Source organism: Desertivirga xinjiangensis (assembly GCF_024436435.1).
Taxonomy (GTDB): Bacteria; Bacteroidota; Bacteroidia; order Sphingobacteriales; family Sphingobacteriaceae; genus Desertivirga; species Desertivirga xinjiangensis.
In genome coordinates, this window is the sequence record NZ_JAFMZP010000005.1 from 1 (window position 1) to 21,413 (window position 21,413).

The window sequence follows — 21,413 nt, forward strand, 5'->3', positions numbered from 1 at the left end:
AGTCAGTTCAGAGGGGTAACTAATATCGAATTCTTTATGTACAGGTTATCCAAAATATACGCCTAGTCCACAACTTTCCGGACTGATCCCCCATTTTCCGCCGGAAAACGGCTTTTTTGCGGGCAAAAAAAAAGCGGTGAAACTTTGGGGAGTTTCAGCCGCTAAACACACACTTAGATAAAATTATATTTAATAGTTCTTATGAACTTTTAATATCGATTTGCTTATACAATAATAAAAGTTTAAGTAAAATGATTAATGGGTTTTTGAGTAAGCGGTAGTTTCTAATGAGTAAACGGTATAAATGGGATATTTATCAGCACCTGGGTGCCTTCAGGATGTAATTGCTGTGCCTTTATTTGTATAGGTTTCTCCTTGAAGGTATTCAAAAGTTTTATCCGGTCGCGGGTTAACTGCATTCCGCGGCTGATATGGCCCTCAGTTTTTTGTTGCAGGGAATTATCAATCCCAACTCCGTCATCGGTAATTTCAATTTCGAGTACCGCAGGATCTTTTAGTCTTATGCCTATAAATATTGTCCCGTTGTCCTCCTTTGGCATCAGGCCATGCCATATGGCATTTTCCACAAAAGGTTGTAAGAGCATGGATGGAATATAGGTTTCTTCTTTATTTATCCCCTGCTCAACCTCAATCGTATAGTTCATGCGCTCGCCGAAACGCATCTTCTCAAGCGACAGGTACAGGTTAAGGTAGGACACCTCTTCTTCTATGGTGATATAACTTTTAGTACAGTTTTCCAGGTTCTTTCTTAACAGCCTCGCAAAGCCTGTGAGCGCCTGGTTAGCCATCGTATTATCCTTTGTATTGATAAAATACTGGATGGAATTCATCACATTAAATACAAAGTGGGGGTTCATCATGGCTTGCAGTGCCTGCTGCTCCAGGGATATGATCTTGGTGCGGGTAAGCAGTCGCTCATTTTCTTTGGCGCGCCTGTTTTTGTAATACTTGTTGATCAGATAGAAAAGGTAAACGGCAATGCCAGTGATACTTAACACCAGGAACCACCATGTTTTCCAAAAAGGTGAATTTATAGTGAAAGTGATCTCGATGGGTGAACTCCAGTTGCTATTTATACTTTTTGCTCTGATCTGCAGATGATAAGTGCCTGGCTGCAGCGATGCGAACTCGATAGAATTATTGGTAGTTTCGTTCCACTTGAGTTCGGGATTGAGCTTGTAACTGTATTTTACCGATGCGGGATGTTCAAAGTCGAGTGCAATGAAATTTGCGGTGATGTTGTTTTTTTGATAGGGAAGGGTAATGATCGTATCTGTTGCAATGGGCTTTTTATTCGCAGTAAGCTGATTAAAGTAGAGTTTTGGTGGATCTTGTGCTGTTTGGTGTTGTTGCGCTTTAAAGATAGACAGACCGTTATTGGTAGCTGCATAAAGGCTGTCGTTCTCTACAATCAGGTCGTTTACTTCCGACGTTGTAAGGCCGTTTTCAGTGCCGTAATTAGTAACTTTTGCATTGTTATCGAAGTCAATAGTGCTGATTCCTTTCCCGGTGACCAGCCACGCTGTATTGCCTTTGATGTAAATTTTCTTACAGATATTGCTTAGCAGTCCGTTTTTGGTACTAATTGTCTTGACGCGTTTAAAATCTTTCAGCAAAAAAAGTCCATAACCATAGGTAGAGCAAAGTATGGATCTATCAGGTAGTTCTGCTATATCGGTTATACGCTGACTCACAGCATCTCTGCTCTGAAACAATGAAACGGTATTGTAGTGGCAAAACAGACCATTCAGATTTGCAAACCAGAGCCGTTCTGAAGAGTCATAATAAACCGAGAATGCCCTGCTTTTGAAATAGGGGCTGTTAAGCAAGGTGTGTTTGGAGTCAAAAAGGAGTTTGTTTTTGTCGGGAACAAGATATACGCCCGAAGCAAGTGCCAGTGCAATCTTCCCGTTTTTACTGACGCTGAAATCCTTTACTGAATATGCGCCGCCACTTTTTTCCTTTACAAAACTGTAACTTCGATCCTTCAGTTTCAGCTCTCCAAGCCGGTTGTTGGAAGCAAACCACACCGATTCTCTTTCCTTATCGTAATACAATTGTTTGACAGGATTGTAGGTTTTTTCATTGAGATATTGATGCGATATCTTGTTCTTTTCGATCAGGTCAATGTTGCCGTTCCTTAAGCCAAGTATCAGTTGGTTATTGATCTTCAGTACACTATGGATAGCTTTGGAATTCAGGCCATCCTTATTAGTATAATTTAGCGTAGCCTGGGCGTATGCTGGTACCATGTACACACCGTTGCCTATAGTTGATACCCAGATGTTGCCTTGCTGGTCCTGCAGAAGGTCGGTGATCAGGTTTTCTTTGAGATGGCTCTTGGCTTCCTGTGAAAGGGAGTTTAACTGGTAAAGTCCGTGTCCCATGGTGCCTAACCAGACATTGCTTTTTTTATCTACTACAAAGGTGGTAGCTGCACTGGCTACAACGTTTTCAGGCAGGAAACTGAATATGTGGTTGTAGCTGTTTTTATAGTGTATAAGACCTGTTTCAGAAATGAAAAACAAAGAATTACTTAGTTTATTTCTGTAGATAGACTTGGTAGAGATGGGAAGTTCTGCAGTCTTTTTATTGACGAAAACATCTCCCTGTAAAACCAGAAGGTTTTGACGGGTAAATACAGCTATTTGTTTTTCGGGGTTTTCAAAAATAAAGGCATCTACAAGGGCGTAATTAGGCGAGCTGAGGAATTTCACTACCCCTGTATTACTGATCTTAAGGATCCGGTTTTGATTGGTAGAAAACCACAGGTTCTTTTTAGAATCTTCATAGAATGAAACGAAGCTGCCTTTGCAGACGGTACGTTTCAGCAGGTCGTTGTTTATAGGATTGTATATCTTTTTATTGTGGTAGTAGCTGAGCTTTCCGTTTAGAGTCAGAAACCAGATCCTTCCTTTTGAGTCTTCCTCAATCTGCAGCACTTCATTATCCGACAGGCCATTATCAATGGTAAACAATTCAAATGTTCTTCCGTCGAAACGGTTAACACCTCCTTCGGTGGCAAACCAGATAAAGCCTTTTGAATCTTGTAGAATGGAATAAACAGTAGATGATGCCAGGCCGTGATTTACTGAATAGTTTTTGAAATTTAAAGTTTGAGCATTAGTTCTTACGCCTGTACAAAAGCCTGCTGTCAAAAACAACCATATGTAAAGGAGTAATCTATGCACTTTCGATCGTTTATTTGGTAAAATATTGCCGGGCTTTTTCCTGAAATTCGGTTGCTCGCCTGCGTGATACTGGCAGAACAACGTTATTGGTGAGTAATACCTGCAATCCGTTTTTGTTTGAATAACTCTGTACGTATTTCATATTTATAATGGCCGATTTATGGATGCGGATAAAGTCGAAGGTGTCCAGCGTTTCTTCAAACTCTTTCAGTGGTTTGGAGATGATCAGTTTCTCGCCGGTTTTAAGATGAAATATGGAATAATTGCTGTCTGCTTCTACATAAAGAATGTCGGCCGTATCGATAACCTTAAAGCCATAGGTGCCTGGCAGGCTGATCTTTTTGTTTGCATTTACATCGGGTTTTGCTGTTTCAGCGGTTTTGCCGGAAGAAACGGAAAGCATTTGAGCCCAGTCAACCGCCTTGGACACCGCAATTTTGAGCTCCGCAATGTCTATTGGCTTTAAAAGATAATCGATGGCGTTTGCTTTTAATGCTTTAAGGGCATATTGATCATAGGCAGTGGTAAAGATCACCATAATATTACGGCTTTGAAGTTGAGGCAATAGTTCGAAGCCGTTTTCTTTAGGCATGGCGATATCCAGAAAGGCAACATTAAAATTCTGCTCTTCGAGCAAAGTCCTGGCTTCGGCTACCGATTTTGCAATGCCACCGATATGAACATCCGGGCAGTTTTCCTGAAGTAAAAAATACAGCGATTTGCGGCTGTATTCTTCATCATCAACTATGAGAGCGTTTAGGGTCATTAATAATTAATGGTTTGTTGCTGGATCTGCTCAGGAATTTCGCGGAATCCATACTGCTGATTGCGCAGCTGGGGTTCAAAGCCGGCTTCCCTGATGGATTGCTGGATGCCAGCGGATGTAAAGCGGTGCGGGGCACCTGCTGCACTCACTACATTTTCTTCGAGCATGATGGACCCAAAATCATTGGCTCCGCCATGTAAGCAGAGCTGAGCTACCTGTTTTCCTACGGTTAACCAGGAAGCCTGGATGTTTTTGATATTAGGAAGCATGATCCGGCTTAGCGCTATCATCCTGATGTATTCGTCGGCGGTTACCTGGTTGCTCACGCCACGAACCCGTTTCAACAGGGTTCCGTCATCCTGGAAAGGCCAGGGAATAAAAGCGATAAATCCTTTGGTGTCTGCGGGTTTTTCTGATTGTACCTGTCTGATCCATACCAGGTGTTCAAAGCGCTCTTCGATGGTTTCCACATGCCCGAACATCATGGTTGCTGAACTGGAAAGTCCCAGCTGATGGGCTGCACGCATCACGTCAAGCCATTCCTGACCTCCGCATTTTCCTTTAGAGATTAGGCGTCTTACCCGGTCGTTCAGGATTTCTGCACCAGCGCCGGGAAGTGAATCGAGTCCGGCGTCCATTAAAGCCTTCAGAACTTCAGTATGCGAAAGTCCGTCAAGTTTCGCGATGTGAGCGATTTCGGGTGGACCAAGTGAATGTAATTTCAGGGTAGGGTAGAGCTGTTTCAGTTGCTTAAACAGGTCAGTATAAAATTGCAGGCCCAGATCGGGATGGTGGCCCCCCTGAAGCAGCAGCTGATCGCCGCCAAACCTGAAGGTTTCCTCGATCTTTATTTTATAAGTTTCTATATCGGTAATATAGCTGTCGGCATGACCTGGCCTTCTGAAGAAGTTACAGAATTTGCAGTTAGCAATACAAACGTTAGTTGTATTAACATTGCGGTCAATCTGCCAGGTTACTTTGCCGTGTGGTACCTGTTTTTTTCTTAGTTCGTTGGCTACATACATCAATTCAGATGTAGCAGCATTTTTAAACAAATAAACGCCTTCGTCTATAGAAAGAAAGTCGAAGGCAAGAGCCCTTTGCAGCAAATCCTGTGTGTTCATCGATACAAAGATAAGCAGTGTTTGTGAGATAAGGACTAGGTGTTGTTAATATGGTTAATATGGCTGATATGCTGGATGATCTTTACGGCGTGTTCTCGTGAATTTTCAATAAAAAGAGTGTGTGTATTCATTCCTCCGCAGACTACTCCGGCCATATATATCCCGGGGATGTTGGTTTCCATGGTGTCCTGATTGTAGACGGGCAGCTGATTTTCGTCCAGGGAACACTCTATTCCGACTTCTTTGAGGAAACTAAAGTTAGGCCGGTAGCCCGTCATGGCCAGCACGAAGTTATTTTTGATGGTTACTTTACCGGAGGGGGTGTTGATGTCAATTTCCCCCGCACGGATTTCCGTTATTTCAGAATTGAAATACGCTTTGATACTGCCTTCGGCGATGCGGTTCTCTATATCTGGCCTAACCCAATATTTAACGTTTTTACCGATTCCATCACCCCTTACGATCATAGTTACTTCAGCACCTTTTCTGTAGGTTTCGAGGGCAACGTCTACGGAAGAGTTACTTGAGCCGATCACAGCGATCTTTTGCATGGCGAAATAATGGGGATCGTGATAATAGTGATATACGTTAGGCAGGTCTTCTCCAGGTATATTAAGGTAGGCCGGGATATCATAGAATCCGGTGGCAATTATCACGTTTTTTGCCTGGTAAGTTTGTTTTGCTGATTCTAATGTAAAGGTTCTATGTGCTTTGTTAACCGAGTAAACTTCTTCAAATAAACGCACATTCAGGTTAAAGTGTAAAGTAACACGACGGTAGTATTCAAGGGCTTCTGCCCGCCTGGGTTTTGGATTGATAGACGCAAAGGGGAGGCCGCCTATTTCCAGGCGTTCTGATGTAGAAAAGAAGGTCATGTTTACCGGGTAGTTGTAAAGGGAGTTAACCAGGCAACCCTTTTCGATAATTGTATAGGACAGACCTGCTTTTACGGCTTCGATTCCGCAGGCGAGGCCGATGGGGCCGGCACCAATAATTACCAGGTCGAGTGTATTGTTTTCCATATTTACTAAGAAACAAAAAAAGCCGCTTGGAGCGGCTTTTGAGATATTATTTTCTTTAACTATTTGCCGGCAGCTTTTGCGTGGTCAGCTAAAAATTGCGCTAATCCGTTGTCTGTTAAAGGGTGTTTTAATAACCCCGTAATTGCAGAAAGAGGAGCAGTAATAACATCAGCACCTAATTTAGCGCAGTTAATAATGTGCATAGGGTGACGTACTGACGCTGCAAGGATCTCTGTTGTATAGCCGTAGTTATCAAAGATTGTACGGATGTCTTCGATCAGGGTTAAGCCATCTGTAGAAACATCATCTAAACGTCCGATAAAAGGCGATACATAGGTAGCACCTGCTTTAGCTGCTAATAAAGCCTGTCCGGGTGAGAATATTAATGTACAGTTGGTACGGATTCCTTTTGAAGTGAAGAATTTGATTGCTTTAACGCCGTCTTTGATCATCGGCACTTTAACCACAATCTTTTCATGAAGTTTCGCTAATTCAAGGCCCTCGGCTACAATTTCATCGTAAGTAGTGGCAATAACTTCTGCACTAACATCGCCATCAGTGATCTCGCAGATAGCTTTATAGTGGTTTATTACATTTTCCTGGCCTGAAATTCCTTCTTTAGCCATTAGGCTTGGATTGGTGGTAACGCCATCAAGAACACCCAGGTCATGAGCTTCTTTAATTTGAGCAAGGTTTGCTGTATCGATAAAAAACTTCATTTTTTTATATAAAAGATTAAAACAGAATCAACTTAGAGACAAGTGCCAGATTTGTTTTTTATTAAGTTTATGATTTTGATTCTGGCAGAAGAAAAAAAAGTGGGCTAGCCCCTTCTATCGCACCGCTACGACTCTTTACCCTTGCTTCGTTCCCGCCCTGGGGGAGTTCAAGAGGAGCTGGTCGTAGAAGACTAACCCGGCGCAAAAGTAAGAACTTTTGAATACTTACCTAATTAAATTTGAAAATAAATTGGGGGGGAAGAAAAGGGAGTTTTTTTTAGTTTCTAGGGACAGGAGGTACAGTGAGGCTTTGCACACGCGGCACGCACGCATGCGCCATGTCTTTAAGTTAAGAGATCCAATAGTTTGATCAGCGTTGTCCATAGTCTGTAGCCGGGGTTAAGCGCGAGTGATCCTTCAGAACACTAAGGACAGAAGAGACAGAAGAAGCAGACGTGCCGCGTGTGTCTAATAGTCAATGGTAAGGATGCGTAACAGGTTCAAATGAGGTTTGTGAGGATTGTAAAAATATGATGGATATCATATAAATAACATTATGAAAGCTCAAAACATATGAAATTGTTTTCAGAAAAGTGCACTTCGTTTGTGAAACTCTCAAATTTAGTGAAAGCAGTTTTGTTAATATTATAATAAAATAGTGTTAAATTTAGTAAATTTATAAATGCGAGACTGTAAGGGTGTTTTGTTTTGAAGAAAACGTAAAAATCATTGTTTAGTCGATAATTTTGACGTAAAATCTGTACTTTCGTGAATTACCATTATAATTCTGATGAAGCAAACCGGAAATGACCAGCAGGGATTATATCGCCCTGAATTTGAACACGACTCTTGTGGAGTAGGTTTTATTACGAACATAAATGGCCATAAGTCGCACCAAACTGTATCAGATGCTTTAACTATTCTGGAGAATATGGAGCATAGAGGTGCATGTGGCTGTGATCCTGAAACAGGTGATGGTGCCGGTATTCTTTTACAGATACCTCATGAGTTCCTTATGGAAGAGTGTATTGGATTAGATATCCACCTTGCTGAACCTGGCCATTATGGCGCAGGAATGGTTTTCTTCCCGAAGGAGATCAATGCAAAGGAAGCCTGTCGTGCAGCTGTAGTTAGTGCTGCAGACAAGTTAGGCTTACCTCTTTTAGGCTTTCGTAAGCTTCCTGTGAACCCTGGTGTAGTTGGAGAGACAGCTCTTGCCGTAGAGCCTGATGCGGAGCATTTATTTATAGGCCGTCCAGCAAATGTTGTAAGTGTAGAGGATTTTGAGAGAAAGCTGTACGTATTAAGACGTTTGATTACAAAAACGATTAACGAAACGGTTAACAATGGCAGCGATTTTTATATTGCTTCTTTGTCAAGTCGTATTCTCGTTTATAAAGGACAGTTAACTACTTATCAGTTACGCCAATACTATCTTGACCTTCAGGATAGCAGATTGACTTCTGCTTTCGGGATGGTTCACAGCCGTTTCTCTACAAATACGTTTCCATCGTGGAAACTGGCTCAGCCTTTCAGGATGATGGCCCACAATGGCGAAATCAATACACTTACAGGAAATCTTAACTGGTTTTATGCGGGTTTGAGATCTTATGCATCTTCTTTCTTCACGGCAGAAGAGATGGATATCGTTCTTCCTGTTATAGATAAGAACCAGTCAGATTCAGCCTGTTTAGATAACGTAGTTGAAGTATTAGTTAATACAGGCCGTTCATTACCTCATGTAATGATGATGCTTGTGCCGGAAGCATGGGATGGCAATGAGCATATGGAGCCCTTGAAGAAAGCGTTCTATGAGTTTCACGCTACTTTAATGGAACCATGGGATGGTCCGGCGGCATTAACGTTTACTGATGGTAAGCAGATCGGTGCTTTGCTTGACAGAAATGGTCTTCGTCCGTTGCGTTACGCTACAACCAGCGATAACCGCGTGATCGTTGCGTCTGAAGCCGGTGCTTTGCCGATCGACGAGAAGCTGATCATTCAAAAAGGGCGTCTTCAGCCAGGAAAAATGTTGCTGATTGACATCGTTGAAGGAAAGATCATCACCGACGAGGAGATTAAAACCAAAATTGCAAGCAGCCAGCCTTATGCTGAGTGGCTTGAAAATTATAAGATCAGAATTGAAGAGCTTCCAGAACCAAGGGTAGCCTTTACCAACCTGTCAAAAGATGCAGTTCACAAATACCACCAGGTATTTGGATACAGCCGCGAGGATATCGAAACTATCATTAAGCCAATGGCTGTTGATGGAAAAGAGCCTATCGGTTCTATGGGAACGGATGTGCCATTAGCGGTTCTTTCAGACAGACCTCAGCATCTCTCCAGCTACTTTAAGCAGTTCTTTGCTCAGGTAACCAACCCGCCGATAGATCCTATCCGTGAGCGAATGGTAATGAGTTTGGCTACTTTTATCGGCAGTAACGGAAACCTGTTTGATGAAGACAAAATGCATTGCCATTGCGTTGCATTGCAACAGCCTATTTTGACCAATACCGAGTTGGAAAAACTCAGAAGTATTGATACAGGTATGTTTAATGCTAAAACACTTCAAACATATTTCAAAGCAGACGGTCAGCCTGGTTCTCTTCAAAAAGGACTTGAGCGGCTGTGCCGCTACGCTGAGGATGCAGTTAATGATGGTTTTGAAGTCCTTATACTTTCTGACCGTGCGGTTGACTCTCAGCATGCACCTATCCCATCTTTATTAGCTGTTTCTGCCGTACATCACCACCTTATTAAAAAAGGATACCGCGGACAAGTTGGTTTGGTGGTAGAAGCAGGGGATGTTTGGGAAGTACACCACTTTGCATGTCTGCTAGGCTTTGGTGCTACTGCTATTAATCCATACCTCGCTTTAGAGACTATTCATGCTCTGAAAGAAGAAGGTAAACTGGAGACTTCGCTGGAGTTCAAATACCTTTCAAAGAACTATATCAAATCTGTATGTGACGGATTATTGAAGATCTTCTCTAAGATGGGTATCTCTACCTTACAGTCTTATCAGGGAGCACAGATATTTGAGATCCTTGGTATCAGCAGAGCGGTAGTTGACAAATATTTTGTTGGCGCGGTAACTCGTATAGAAGGTCTTGGCCTTGACGAGATAGCAAAAGAAACATTATTTAAACATAATAACGGATTTATATCAAAAGCTGAGTACCAGTTATTGCCTGAAGGTGGTATCTACCAGTGGAAGCGCCGTGGTGAAGCTCACTTATTTAATCCGCAAACGGTTCACTTGCTGCAGCAGGCAGCACGTACTGGTGATTACAGCGTATATAAGAGTTACGCCAAATTAATCAATGAGCAGGATGAGAAAATGTACACACTTCGTGGCTTATTCGATTTCGCTCATCATCGCGAACCGGTGCCATTGGCGGAAGTAGAGTCTGCTTCTTCAATCATGAAGCGTTTTGCTACAGGAGCAATGTCGTTTGGCTCAATTTCACACGAAGCTCACAGTACCCTGGCTATTGCTATGAACCGTATCGGTGGAAGAAGTAATACAGGAGAGGGTGGTGAAGATGAGATGCGTTATGAAGTGCTTCCTAACGGAGATTCTATGCGTTCATCGATCAAACAGGTTGCGTCGGGTCGTTTCGGTGTAACTTCTTACTACCTGACTAATGCTGATGAGCTTCAGATCAAAATGGCTCAGGGTGCAAAACCAGGTGAAGGAGGTCAGTTACCTGGCGATAAAGTGGATCCATGGATTGCTAAAGTACGTCACTCCACTCCTGGAGTAGGTTTAATTTCTCCTCCTCCGCACCACGATATTTATTCAATCGAGGATTTGGCCCAGCTGATCTTCGACCTGAAAAATGCTAACCGTGCTGCACGTATCAACGTGAAGCTTGTGTCTAAAGCTGGTGTAGGTACTATCGCTGCCGGGGTGGCTAAGGCTCATGCTGATGTGATCCTGGTTGCAGGTTACGATGGCGGAACAGGAGCTTCTCCGATCAGTTCCATCAAACATGCCGGTTTACCTTGGGAACTTGGTTTAGCTGAAGCGCACCAAACATTGGTTCGCAACAAGTTAAGAAGCCGTGTAGTTCTTCAAACTGACGGTCAGCTTAAAACCGGACGCGACATTGCTATTGCAGCTTTACTTGGTGCAGAAGAATGGGGCGTTGCAACAGCAGCGCTTGTTGCGGGTGGATGTATCATGATGCGTAAGTGTCACCTGAATACCTGTCCGGTTGGGGTAGCTACTCAGGACCCTGAACTACGTAAGTTATTCAGCGGTAAGCCAGAACATATCGTTAACTTATTCAACTTCATTGCTGAAGAGTTACGTGAAATCATGGCTGATCTTGGGTTCAGAACGATCAATGAGATGGTCGGCCGCGCTCAATTCCTTAAAGTAAAGGAGAGCAATTTACATTGGAAGACAAAAACGCTTGATCTTTCGGCGATATTATTTCCGGTTACTAATCCGTCTAAGCAAACACTTTACAACAGCGAGGCGCAGGATCATGGAATGGCTAATATCATCGACTGGCAACTGCTTTCTCAGGCTCAGCAGGCTATAGAAAATAAAACTCCTGTATTCGGTTCATTTACAGTTAAAAATACTGACCGTACCATAGGAACAGTTCTTTCAAACGAAGTTTCAAAAGTATATAAAGGTGCTGGTTTACCAGATAATACCATCAACTATAAGTTCAGCGGTTCTGCTGGGCAGAGTTTTGGAGCCTTTGCTGCAAAAGGTTTATCCTTTGAGCTTGAAGGTGAGGCAAACGACTATGTAGGTAAAGGTTTATCAGGTGCCAGGTTAGCTATTTATCCATCAGCAGACAGTTCTCTGGTCCCTGAAGACAATATCATCATTGGTAACGTTGCACTTTACGGTGCCACTTCCGGTGAGCTTTTTGTAAGAGGCCAGGCTGGTGAACGTTTCGCTGTGCGTAACTCCGGAGCTACTGCGGTAGTGGAAGGAGTAGGTGATCACGGTTGTGAATACATGACTGGTGGCCGGGCCTTGATTCTGGGTAAAACCGGAAGAAACTTTGCTGCAGGTATGAGTGGTGGTATTGCCTGGGTTTACGATGTGGACGGTAATTTTGCAGATTACTGTAATCCGGAGATGGTTGATCTGGATCCCCTGACTTCTGACGATGAGGAGCAGATCAACAGCTTGTTACGTAAACATATTCAGCTGACACAGAGTCACCTTGGATTATTCCTTTTAAGTAACTGGGCTGAAGAATCCAGGAAGTTTATTAAGGTTTTCCCTAAAGAGTATAAAAAAGTATTACAACACGCACAATTTCAACCAGCTAATTAATTATGGGAAAAGTGACAGGATTTAAGGAATACGCAAGAGAGCTTCCTTCAAAAAGATCTCCTGAAGAGCGTATTAATGATTATAAAGAATTCGTAGCATTATATCCGGAAAATAAGTTAAACGAGCAGTCTGCTCGTTGTATGAATTGCGGTGTGCCTTTTTGCCACAACGGTTGTCCGCTAGGAAATATAATTCCTGAATTTAACGATGCGGTTTATAAAGAGAACTGGGAAGAGGCTTACCGCATTTTATCTTCCACTAATAACTTCCCTGAATTTACAGGAAGGATCTGCCCTGCACCATGCGAGTCTGCATGTGTGTTGGGAATTAACAAGCCGGCAGTTGCTATCGAGGAGATTGAAAAACATATTATCGAGATCGCATTCTCTAAAGGTTTTGTTACCTCAAAGGCTCCTCTTATCCGGAGCGGCAAAACGGTAGCTGTTGTAGGATCTGGTCCTGCAGGATTAGCTGCTGCTGCTCAGTTAAATAAAGCCGGGCACCTGGTGACGGTATTTGAGCGCGACGAAAAGGCCGGTGGTCTTGTACGTTTCGGTATTCCTGACTTCAAACTTGAAAAATGGGTTGTTGAACGTCGTGTACAGTTAATGGAGGAAGACGGCATCATATTTAAATACGGCATTGAAGTAGGAAAGGATCTTTCTGCAGATGAACTTTTAAAATCTTTCGATGCAGTGGTTTTAGCCGGAGGATCAACCATTCCGCGTAATTTACCTGCACCGGGACGTGAGTTGAAGGGAGTGTATTATGCGATGGAATTCCTTAAACAACAAAACAAACGTGTAAGCGGAATTCCTTTTACAGAAGAAGAAATCCTGGCTACAGATAAGGATGTTATTGTAATTGGTGGTGGTGATACAGGTTCTGACTGCGTTGGAACTTCTAACCGTCATAAGGCGAGATCAATCACTCAATTCGAATTAATGCCGATGCCTCCGAAGGACCGTACGGAGAGTATGCCATGGCCTACGTACCCTATGCTTTTAAAAACTACATCTTCTCATGAAGAGGGTTGCGAGCGTGCTTGGGCAGTTAGTACCAAGGAATTCGTTGGCGATGCTGATGGCAATCTTACTGGTGTAAGGGTAGTAGATGTTGAATGGGAAACTGACGTATTCGGTCGCCCGGTGAAGTTTCAGGAAGTTGAAGGTTCTGAGCGTGTTTTACCTGCTCAAAGGGTATTCCTGGCGATGGGTTTCCTTCATCCTCAAAAACAAGGCTTGTTGGAGCAACTGGGTGTGGAACTTGACGAACGTGGAAATGTTAAAGCCAAAGAAGGTTTGTACAAGACAAGCGTGGATAAGGTTTTCGCTGCAGGCGATATGAGAAGAGGTCAGTCGCTGGTGGTTTGGGCTATTTCCGAAGGCCGCGAAGCTGCAAGAAGGGTAGATCTTTTCCTTACAGGAACTACATTCCTTGAAAGCAAAGACGCTGAGAGCATGTATGCTTTCTAATAAATGGTACTAAATCAGAATGGTAATATTAAAGCCTGCTTCAAAGGAGCAGGCTTTTTTGTTAATAGTTGAAGTTGATTTTGGCGAAGAAGTCCCAAAGGACCACACCAGCGGATACTACGATGTTGAAAGAGTGTTTTGTTCCGAACTGGGGGATTTCAATACAGCCGTCTATTTGTTTCATCGCTTCTTCGGATACTCCATTTACTTCATTGCCAAAGATAAGGGCGTATTTTTCTTCTGCTAATGGTTTGAAATCATTTAAGCTGGTACTATTCTCAGCCTGCTCTATGGCTATGATCTTGTAATGGCTTTGTTTAAGCTCAGTTATTGCTTCTACGATATCTTCATAGTAGTACCAGTCTATAGATTGCGTAGCGCCGAGGGCGGTTTTTTCTATCTCACGGTGTGGGGGCTGGCCGGTTATGCCGCAGAGGATGATCCGTTCAACCGCGAAACCATCGGATGTTCTGAAGATTGAGCCCACATTGTGCAGGCTTCTGACACTGTCAAGGATCACCGTTACAGGCAGTTTTTCCTGTTTTTTGAAATCGTCAACACTGACACGGTTTAATTCGTCGAGTTTTAATTTACGCATATATAAAGGCGGATGTTAGCCGAATCCGGGGATTCTAAATTTATTTCTTCCTCATCCTGGACTTGTTTCAGGACCTCTTGAGTTAAACATGGTTCAAGAGGTGCCGAAATAAATTCGGCATGACGGAATGACGATACACCGTCCTTCGTCTGTTTGTCTGTCCTTAGTGTTCCGAAGGATCTGACTCGCTAAAGCGCTATGTTTAATGCCTAACGAGTCAGAGATTCTTTTTTTATTGGACAATCCTTATTCCCTGGCGCGCTTTGCCCCAGGCTACAGACTAAGGACAGTGCGGTTTTATTGGGCGCACGCGTGCCGCGTGTGCTTAACCATAGCAATCTTCACCGCCATCACTTCCTAGTTTGGTAATTCAATAACACCCGGACCTATTTCAGAGCTATACACCGAAGGCGCGTAGCCTATTTTCTCAGTATAGTATTCCGTGATCTCTTTACTGAACGTCTCAAAGGAATCTTTTTTAACCAACGCAATAGCACATCCGCCAAAGCCTGCACCTGTCATTCTTGCACCGGTAACATCAGGGAAGTTTAAACAGAATTCCACAATGGTGTCAAGCTCAACTCCTGATACCTCGTACAGGTTTTTAAGTGAGTCATGCGAGGCATACATCAGCTGACCAAAATCCTGTAAACGATTTTCTGCAAGCGCTTTGGCGGCGAGTATTACCCGCTCGTTTTCTTCCACGACGTGTTTGGCCCTGTTTAGAACAATTGGATCTGATATGAGATGTTTATTTTTATCGAAAGTTTCAGAATCAATATCACAAAGGTTGGCAATGTTCAAGTTTTGCTGCAGTTCGCCGAGTGCTGTAGAACATTCCTGAACGCGTTCGTTATACTTAGATTCTGCGAGTTTACGAGGTTTGTTCGTATTAATTATAGCAAGGTAATGATCGCCCAGATCGCAGTCTACCGCTTCATAGTCAAGCGTTTCACAGTTTAATTTGAGTGCTTTACCAGCTTCTCCAAAGGTGACTGCAAACTGATCCATGATACCTGAATTTACTCCGATAAACTCATTCTCTACTTTTTTTGTCAGTTTAACCAGATCTAGCTTTGAGATGCCTCCCTTGAAAAGCTGATCAAAAGCAAAGGCGGTAACAACTTCTACAGAAGCAGAAGAAGATAAACCAGCTCCAATAGGAAGGTCGCCGTAGAACAAGAGGTCAAGTCCCTGTAGTCTTACTCCCTGGGCTAGCAGGTTGTGTATAACCCCAAGGGGATAATTATACCATTCTTTTCCTGTTTTCTGGTAACTGTCTTGCAATGGAATATCAAGAGTTTCTTCAAAGTTTGTACTTCTAAAGCGGAATACCCCATCGTTATTAGGTGCTGTTAAAAGATAGGTTCCAAAGGTGACCGCACAAGGCAGTACAAGTCCGCCGTTGTAGTCAATGTGTTCACCTATTAGGTTCACTCTGCCTGGTGCAAAAAAAGAGTTTTTACTTTCCTGGCCGAATAGATTTGAAAATTGGTGTTTCAGGCTGTCTAACATGTTGTTTGAAATGAGCCCAAAGGTAACAAACTTCACAAATTATCAATGAATTTTCCAGATGATTTTCTTTCCCAAAAACCGCGTTTAAACGTGTGTTATTGAATAAAATAGGTTTCAATTTCAAATGGTGTAAAAAATACACGAAGTAGGGGAAAAAACTAAGCGCGATAAATGACTATTCGCCTAGCCGTTTAGATGAAGAACGAACTATTAATATTGGCTCAAGTATTACTTTTTTTGGAGACGGGTTAGTTTTTTCCTGCTTATTCAATTCCAGAAAAAGCCTGGCGGCCTCTTCTCCCATGGTAATGGTTTGCTGGGCAATGGTAGACAACTGAGGAGTTACGAGGCTGCCAAAGGCCTCGTTAGCAAAGCCGATCACTCCAACCTGTTCTGGTATCTTTATGCCTGATTCCATCAGTTGCTGCATTACACCCATAGCGGTATAATCTTCGAGAGCAAATACGGCATCAAAATCGCAACCCTCAGCAAGCAGTTCTTTGACGATGTTTCTTCCGAACTCCAGAGAAAAGTTTCCTTTCACGACTAGCTTTTCATCCACAGGAATGCCATAATGCTCCAGGGCATCCATGTAGCCTAGTAACCTTTCTTTGAAAATAGAGAGGTTTTGTTCGGCTGTAATATGCAGGATCCTTCGGTAGCCTTGTTTTATCAGATGTTCAGTGGCAATAAAGCCGCCTTTGTAGTCGTCAATAGTTACCGAAGAGACTGGCATGGTTTCGAGTATGCGGTCAAAGAATACCAGAGGTGTGTTTCTTTTTTTGATTTCCTGGTAAGCATCGTCATTATTATCGGTGTCTAGGGTGACCGATGCTATGATACCGTCAACTCGCGATTGAAGAAAAGTGTCGATGCCTTTGGCCTGATGTTTTTTAGATTCATTAGATTGGTAAAGCAATATGTTGTAGCCGTTGGCATTCATTATCTTTTCAATACCGTGAACAACTGAACTGAAAAAGCTGACATGCAAACTTGGTACAATAACTCCGATAACGTTTGAACGGCCGGAACGAAGGGAGGAGGCCAGTTTATTTTGTCTGTAGTTTAGTCGTTCGGCAGTCTCCCTGACGGCTTTTTTTGTAGCATCACTAATTGCCGGATGATCATTTAAGGCCCGGGCAACCGTTGAAAACGTTATGTTTAATTCTTTAGCAATGTCAAGTATGGTAACTCTTTTCAAAATGCGATGTTGCTGGAGTTCAAAAGTGCAAATAATTTATAAATTTTTGGGCTTTATAAATATTCCTGCATATCTTTACGCCAACGTTGGCACATTAGCTAAGCACAATTATAAATAGATCTTTAATTAATTATACATGCTTCTTTTAGGAATTGATGTAGGAACATCTTCTATCAAGGTTTCAATCGTAAATTCTGCAAGCCGGAAATGTATAGCTTCGGCTCAATACCCTGAAACCGAATCTGATATTAAGTCGGTTAGGCCAGGGTGGGCAGAACAATCGCCGCTCATGTGGTGGGAGCATGTTCAAAAAGCTATATTAAGAGCCAACACTGCCGCCTTGTATAATCCCAAAGACATTGCCGCTATAGGGATTGCTTACCAGATGCATGGATTGGTGATAGTGGATAAGGAGCAGAATGTCCTCCGGGATTCTATTATCTGGTGCGACAGCCGGGCGGTAGAGATCGGAAACGACGCGTTCGCTGCTATTGGCGAAGAAGTTTGCTTATCGCAGCTGCTGAATTCGCCAGGCAATTTTACATCTTCAAAACTTGCCTGGGTGAAGATGAATGAACCTGACATTTTTGAGAAGATCGATAAAGTAATGCTTCCGGGTGATTTTATCGCTATGATGTTAAGCGGTTCAATTACCACCAGTGAATCGGCACTTTCTGAAGGGGTGTTTTGGGATTTTAAAAACGACGAATTGTCGCGAGATGTAATAGAATACTTCGGATTTAATAATGCCCTGTTTCCTGAAATCCATGAGCTATTTTCGATCCATGGCACTTTAAAAGCTGAGGTTGCTTCAGAACTGTCCCTACGCGCTGGTATTCCTATAGCTTATAAAGCAGGTGATCAGCCAAATAATGCACTGTCACTGAATGTGCTGAAGCCAGGCGAGGTAGCTGCTACAGCCGGAACTTCAGGGGTAATCTACGGAGTAAGCGACAAACTATCGTATGATAAAGAATCGAGGGTAAACACGTTTGCTCATGTTAATTACAAGGACGATGACAAGAGACTAGGGGTACTTCTTTGTATCAATGGAACCGGTATTCTGAATAAATGGGCGAAAAACCTGTTTGGTTCAGACATTTCGTACAATGAGATGAATGCGATGAGCAAAACAATACCTGCCGGTAGTGAGGGCTTGCGTGTGCTTCCATTTGGTAACGGGGCAGAACGTATGCTTAACAACAAAATTGTAGGTTCGCATTTTTTGAATATTGATCTGAATCTTCATACGAAAGCTCACATGTTCAGGGCTGTACAGGAAGGAATTGCTTTTGCCTTCCGTTATGGCCTGGATATTATGAGAGAAAATGGCATGGAACCAAAAGTGATCCGGGTGGGTAAAACGAATTTATTTCTGAGCGAGGTATTTACCGAGGCTTTTGTGAATGCTACCAATGTTCCGGTTGAATTTTATGAAAGTGATGGTAGTGTTGGAGCTGCAATCGGTGCCGGTATCGGTGCCGGAATATTTTCTTCAGAGCAGGAAGCCTTCAGCAATATGAAGCCGCTGCAGCTTATTCAGCCCCAAAATGCAGAAGCGTATAACCTGTTTTACCAGGATTGGAAAGAGTTATTAGAAAAATATATAAATAATTAGAAATTATGGCAAATAATTCATTAGTAGAGACGGAATATTTCAAGGGGATCAGTCAGATCAAGTTCGAAGGTTTGGAGTCAGATAATCCCCTGGCGTTTAGATGGTATGATGAAAACAAGGTAGTGGCCGGAAAGACGCTGAAAGATCATTTTAAGTTTGCAGGTGCTTACTGGCACTCCTTCTGCGGAAACGGTACAGATCCTTTCGGCGGACCTACGCATATTTTTCCATGGGATGTAAAAGCGGATCCGATTGAGCGTGCGAAAGATAAAATGGATGCAGCGTTCGAATTCTTGACTAAAATGAACCTTCCTTATTACTGCTTCCATGATGTGGATGTTGTTGATTATGGAAACGATATTGTTGAGAATGAAAGACGTCTGAAGGTTTTGGTAGATTACGCTAAAATTAAGCAGGCAGAAACAGGTGTGAAACTTTTATGGGGAACTGCCAATCTTTTCTCTCACAGGCGTTATATGAACGGTGCTTCTACTAATCCTGATTTTCATGTGCTGACACATGGAGCAGCCCAGGTGATGGCAGCTTTAGATGCAACTATAGAATTAGGTGGTGAAAACTATGTTTTCTGGGGAGGTCGCGAAGGTTATATGAGCCTTTTAAACACCAATATGAAACGCGAGCAGGAACATCTTGCCCGGTTCTTGCATACCGCAAAAGACTATGCACGCAAAAATGGCTTCAAGGGCACTTTCTTTATCGAACCAAAACCTGCAGAGCCATCTAAACACCAGTATGACTTTGATTGCGCTACAGTAATAGGTTTTCTGCGTGAGTTTGATCTATTGAACGACTTTAAGATCAACATCGAAGTTAACCATGCAACACTGGCCGGGCATACTTTCCAGCACGAACTGCAGGTTGCTGCTGATGCAGGTGTTCTGGGGTCTATTGACGCGAACAGGGGTGATGCTCAGAATGGCTGGGATACAGACCAGTTCCCTAATAATCTTAATGAAGTGACTGAATCGATGCTTATTTTTCTTGAAGCAGGCGGGTTACAAGGTGGCGGCGTGAACTTTGACGCCAAAATCAGAAGGAACTCTACTGATCCTCAGGATCTGTTTGTGGCGCACATAGGGGGAATGGATACTTTTGCCAGAGCTTTAATTGCAGCTGATAACATCCTTCAGAAATCTGAATACCGCAAGATCCGGGAGGAGCGTTATTCCTCATTTGACAGCGGGAAGGGAAAAGAATTTGAAGAAGGCAAGCTTTCGCTCGAAGATCTAAGAGATTACGCCATTGAAAACGGTGAACCAGCTACTATCAGCGGAAAACAAGAGTACCTGGAAAATATCGTGAACCGCTATATTTGAGGATATATCTAGGTAATCTGGTGGTGTTTGTATAAAAGAAGTTTTTATTAGCTTTACCCTGACAAACACAACAAAGATATGAAGATTACGAAAATTAAGATCCTGCCAGTTGTCCTGGCAGGATTGTTCCTGACTTTACACTCTTGTAAAACAAAAAAAGCGGCGATTACTTCTACTCCGGTTCCCGTGGTTGAACCAAAGAAAGAAGCAGAAAAGACTGAAAGTCCTTCCACAGCGGTAGCTGAAGCTAAACAAAGTGAAAATGTAAACTCTGAAGCAGCGTCTGAGCCGGATTTGAATTTTAAAAACATTCAATTTGAATTTAATTCCGCTGTACTGAAGACCTTTTCATATCCTGTACTTGATAAGATTGCTTCAGATATGAAGAAAACTTCAACAGTAAAGTTTGTGATCAACGGACATTCTTCCGCCGAAGGAACTCCGGAACACAATAATTCACTTTCTGAAGACCGCGCAAATGCCGTCAAGTCATACCTTGTAAATGCAGGGGTTGATGTTAATAGCCTTAATACTATGGGTTATGGTGAAAGCAAGCCGATTGCCTCTAATCAAAACGAAGAAGGTCGGGCGCTTAACCGGAGAGTAGAAATTAAAAGGGTTAATTAAAATTTAAAGAAGGTGTCCGAAAATTTGGTTCGCGTAATCCTGAACCAGTTGGTCATCCTGAAGTTGTTTCAGGATCTTGTGCGTGAGCATACAATTAGTTCAAGGATGCCGAAATAAATTCGGCATGACGATCAGCCTTTCTGGACACTTTCTTCTTCTTTTAAAACCGGCTTCGTCCCTCGAAGCCGAACCGGTATTTAAGCGTCAGGGCTACTGTTCCAAAAACGTCGTTATAATCTCCTTGCTCATAACCATCCATGTTATCACCCTGAATAAAATTCAGCTGCCCTTTAATGCCGGCAATAAGTCGTTTTTCAAATGCTGATGTATCCCAACCTATATTAAGCGGGAACATAAACTCTGTTACCTTGTCGAAGCCATAAGTACTTTCATCTTTAGAGTTTCTGATTGAATAACGTTGTTTGTCGAACATTATCCCGAAGCCAACACCCAGGTATCCTCCTTTGAGCATGTTATATACGAACTCTCTTCTGGGATTATAATCAGTAGTATTTCGACTAAAAAACTCCCCCAGATGCACCTTGCCGGTTAGGGAGTAAGATTTATAATGGTTCCTGAATTTCCGGAACGGTTGCTGTTTCTCAGAGCCTACCAGGGTACCTCGCTGAAACTCAAGACCAACCAGGGTATAGGGCGTTAAAAAATAATCGGCAGTGGCACCGAAGTGTTTCCTTATATCAACCACTGGCATATCACTCCAATGATGTGTAGATCCACCTTCGAGACCTAATGCAAGTTTTCTAAAGGTTCTTTGAGCGCGGGCCCCAGGTGCTGCGGATAGATAAAAAATAGATAATAAGATAGCAAACTGTAAAACTTTATTCATTACTAAACATATGGTCCGTTGATTATTCCGTATATGGATATCAA

General features: G+C 42.7%; 14 protein-coding genes and 1 other RNA gene. 5 read left to right on the plus strand and 10 right to left on the minus strand.

Going from position 1 to position 21,413, the window contains the following annotated elements; translation table 11 throughout:
- Positions 1–284: 284 nt before the first annotated feature.
- The 6 genes from J3P37_RS14260 to ffs form a co-directional block, all read right to left on the minus strand.
- Positions 285–3,212 carry a sensor histidine kinase gene (locus J3P37_RS14260; RefSeq protein WP_256012024.1) on the minus strand — a complete coding sequence of 976 codons (2,928 nt, stop codon included), beginning with the start codon at positions 3,210–3,212 and terminating at the stop codon, positions 285–287.
- Between the two features lie 10 nt (positions 3,213–3,222).
- Positions 3,223–3,978, minus strand: a complete 756-nt coding sequence (locus J3P37_RS14265) for a LytR/AlgR family response regulator transcription factor (RefSeq protein WP_256012025.1) — start codon at positions 3,976–3,978, stop codon at positions 3,223–3,225.
- On the minus strand, positions 3,978–5,102 hold the full coding sequence (gene mqnC, locus J3P37_RS14270; protein ID WP_256012026.1) for a cyclic dehypoxanthinyl futalosine synthase: 1,125 nt from the start codon (positions 5,100–5,102) through the stop codon (positions 3,978–3,980). Before mqnC ends, J3P37_RS14265 begins: the two co-directional genes overlap by 1 nt.
- A 35-nt stretch (positions 5,103–5,137) precedes the next feature.
- Positions 5,138–6,124, minus strand: coding sequence for a YpdA family putative bacillithiol disulfide reductase (locus J3P37_RS14275; protein WP_256012027.1), 987 nt, complete (start codon positions 6,122–6,124; stop codon positions 5,138–5,140).
- Between the two features lie 59 nt (positions 6,125–6,183).
- Positions 6,184–6,843: a fructose-6-phosphate aldolase gene (fsa, locus tag J3P37_RS14280; protein WP_256012028.1), complete on the minus strand. Its 660-nt coding sequence runs from the start codon at positions 6,841–6,843 to the stop codon at positions 6,184–6,186.
- A gap of 99 nt (positions 6,844–6,942) precedes the next feature.
- Positions 6,943–7,040, minus strand: an RNA gene (ffs, locus tag J3P37_RS14285) — signal recognition particle sRNA small type.
- A gap of 593 nt (positions 7,041–7,633) precedes the next feature.
- Here ffs and gltB point away from each other — a divergent pair.
- Both gltB and J3P37_RS14295 read left to right on the plus strand, forming a co-directional pair.
- Complete coding sequence (gene gltB, locus J3P37_RS14290) at positions 7,634–12,151, plus strand: glutamate synthase large subunit (RefSeq protein ID WP_256012029.1); 4,518 nt, start codon at positions 7,634–7,636, stop codon at positions 12,149–12,151.
- 2 nt (positions 12,152–12,153) lie between these two features.
- Positions 12,154–13,626 (plus strand): glutamate synthase subunit beta, encoded by a 1,473-nt coding sequence (locus J3P37_RS14295; protein ID WP_256012030.1) that lies wholly within the window; start codon positions 12,154–12,156, stop codon positions 13,624–13,626.
- 61 nt (positions 13,627–13,687) lie between these two features.
- Here J3P37_RS14295 and J3P37_RS14300 read toward each other — a convergent pair whose 3' ends face one another.
- The 3 genes from J3P37_RS14300 to J3P37_RS14310 all read right to left on the minus strand — a co-directional run bounded on the left by J3P37_RS14300 (position 13,688) and on the right by J3P37_RS14310 (position 16,940).
- Positions 13,688–14,224, minus strand: a complete 537-nt coding sequence (locus tag J3P37_RS14300) for an RNA methyltransferase (protein ID WP_256012031.1) — start codon at positions 14,222–14,224, stop codon at positions 13,688–13,690.
- Positions 14,225–14,581: 357 nt separating this feature from the next.
- A complete protein-coding gene (locus J3P37_RS14305) occupies positions 14,582–15,739 on the minus strand; it encodes a galactokinase (protein ID WP_256012032.1) in 1,158 nt (385 codons plus the stop codon).
- A 175-nt stretch (positions 15,740–15,914) separates the two neighbouring features.
- The gene (locus tag J3P37_RS14310) at positions 15,915–16,940 is read right to left on the minus strand and encodes a LacI family DNA-binding transcriptional regulator (protein ID WP_256012033.1); all 1,026 of its coding nucleotides are present in this window, start codon (positions 16,938–16,940) and stop codon (positions 15,915–15,917) included.
- A 136-nt stretch (positions 16,941–17,076) separates the two neighbouring features.
- Here J3P37_RS14310 and J3P37_RS14315 point away from each other — a divergent pair, with 136 nt between their 5' ends.
- The 3 genes from J3P37_RS14315 (at position 17,077) to J3P37_RS14325 (ending at position 20,522) form a co-directional block, all read left to right on the plus strand.
- Positions 17,077–18,558, plus strand: coding sequence for a xylulokinase (locus J3P37_RS14315; protein ID WP_256012034.1), 1,482 nt, complete (start codon positions 17,077–17,079; stop codon positions 18,556–18,558).
- A gap of 5 nt (positions 18,559–18,563) precedes the next feature.
- Positions 18,564–19,895, plus strand: coding sequence for a xylose isomerase (gene xylA / locus J3P37_RS14320; RefSeq protein WP_256012035.1), 1,332 nt, complete (start codon positions 18,564–18,566; stop codon positions 19,893–19,895).
- A 78-nt stretch (positions 19,896–19,973) separates the two neighbouring features.
- The gene (locus tag J3P37_RS14325) at positions 19,974–20,522 is read left to right on the plus strand and encodes an OmpA family protein (protein WP_256012036.1); all 549 of its coding nucleotides are present in this window, start codon (positions 19,974–19,976) and stop codon (positions 20,520–20,522) included.
- Between the two features lie 160 nt (positions 20,523–20,682).
- On the opposite strand, the gene J3P37_RS14330 is transcribed toward J3P37_RS14325, so the two are convergent.
- Positions 20,683–21,369, minus strand: a complete 687-nt coding sequence (locus tag J3P37_RS14330; protein ID WP_256012037.1) for a hypothetical protein — start codon at positions 21,367–21,369, stop codon at positions 20,683–20,685.
- Between the last annotated feature and the right edge of the window lie 44 nt (positions 21,370–21,413).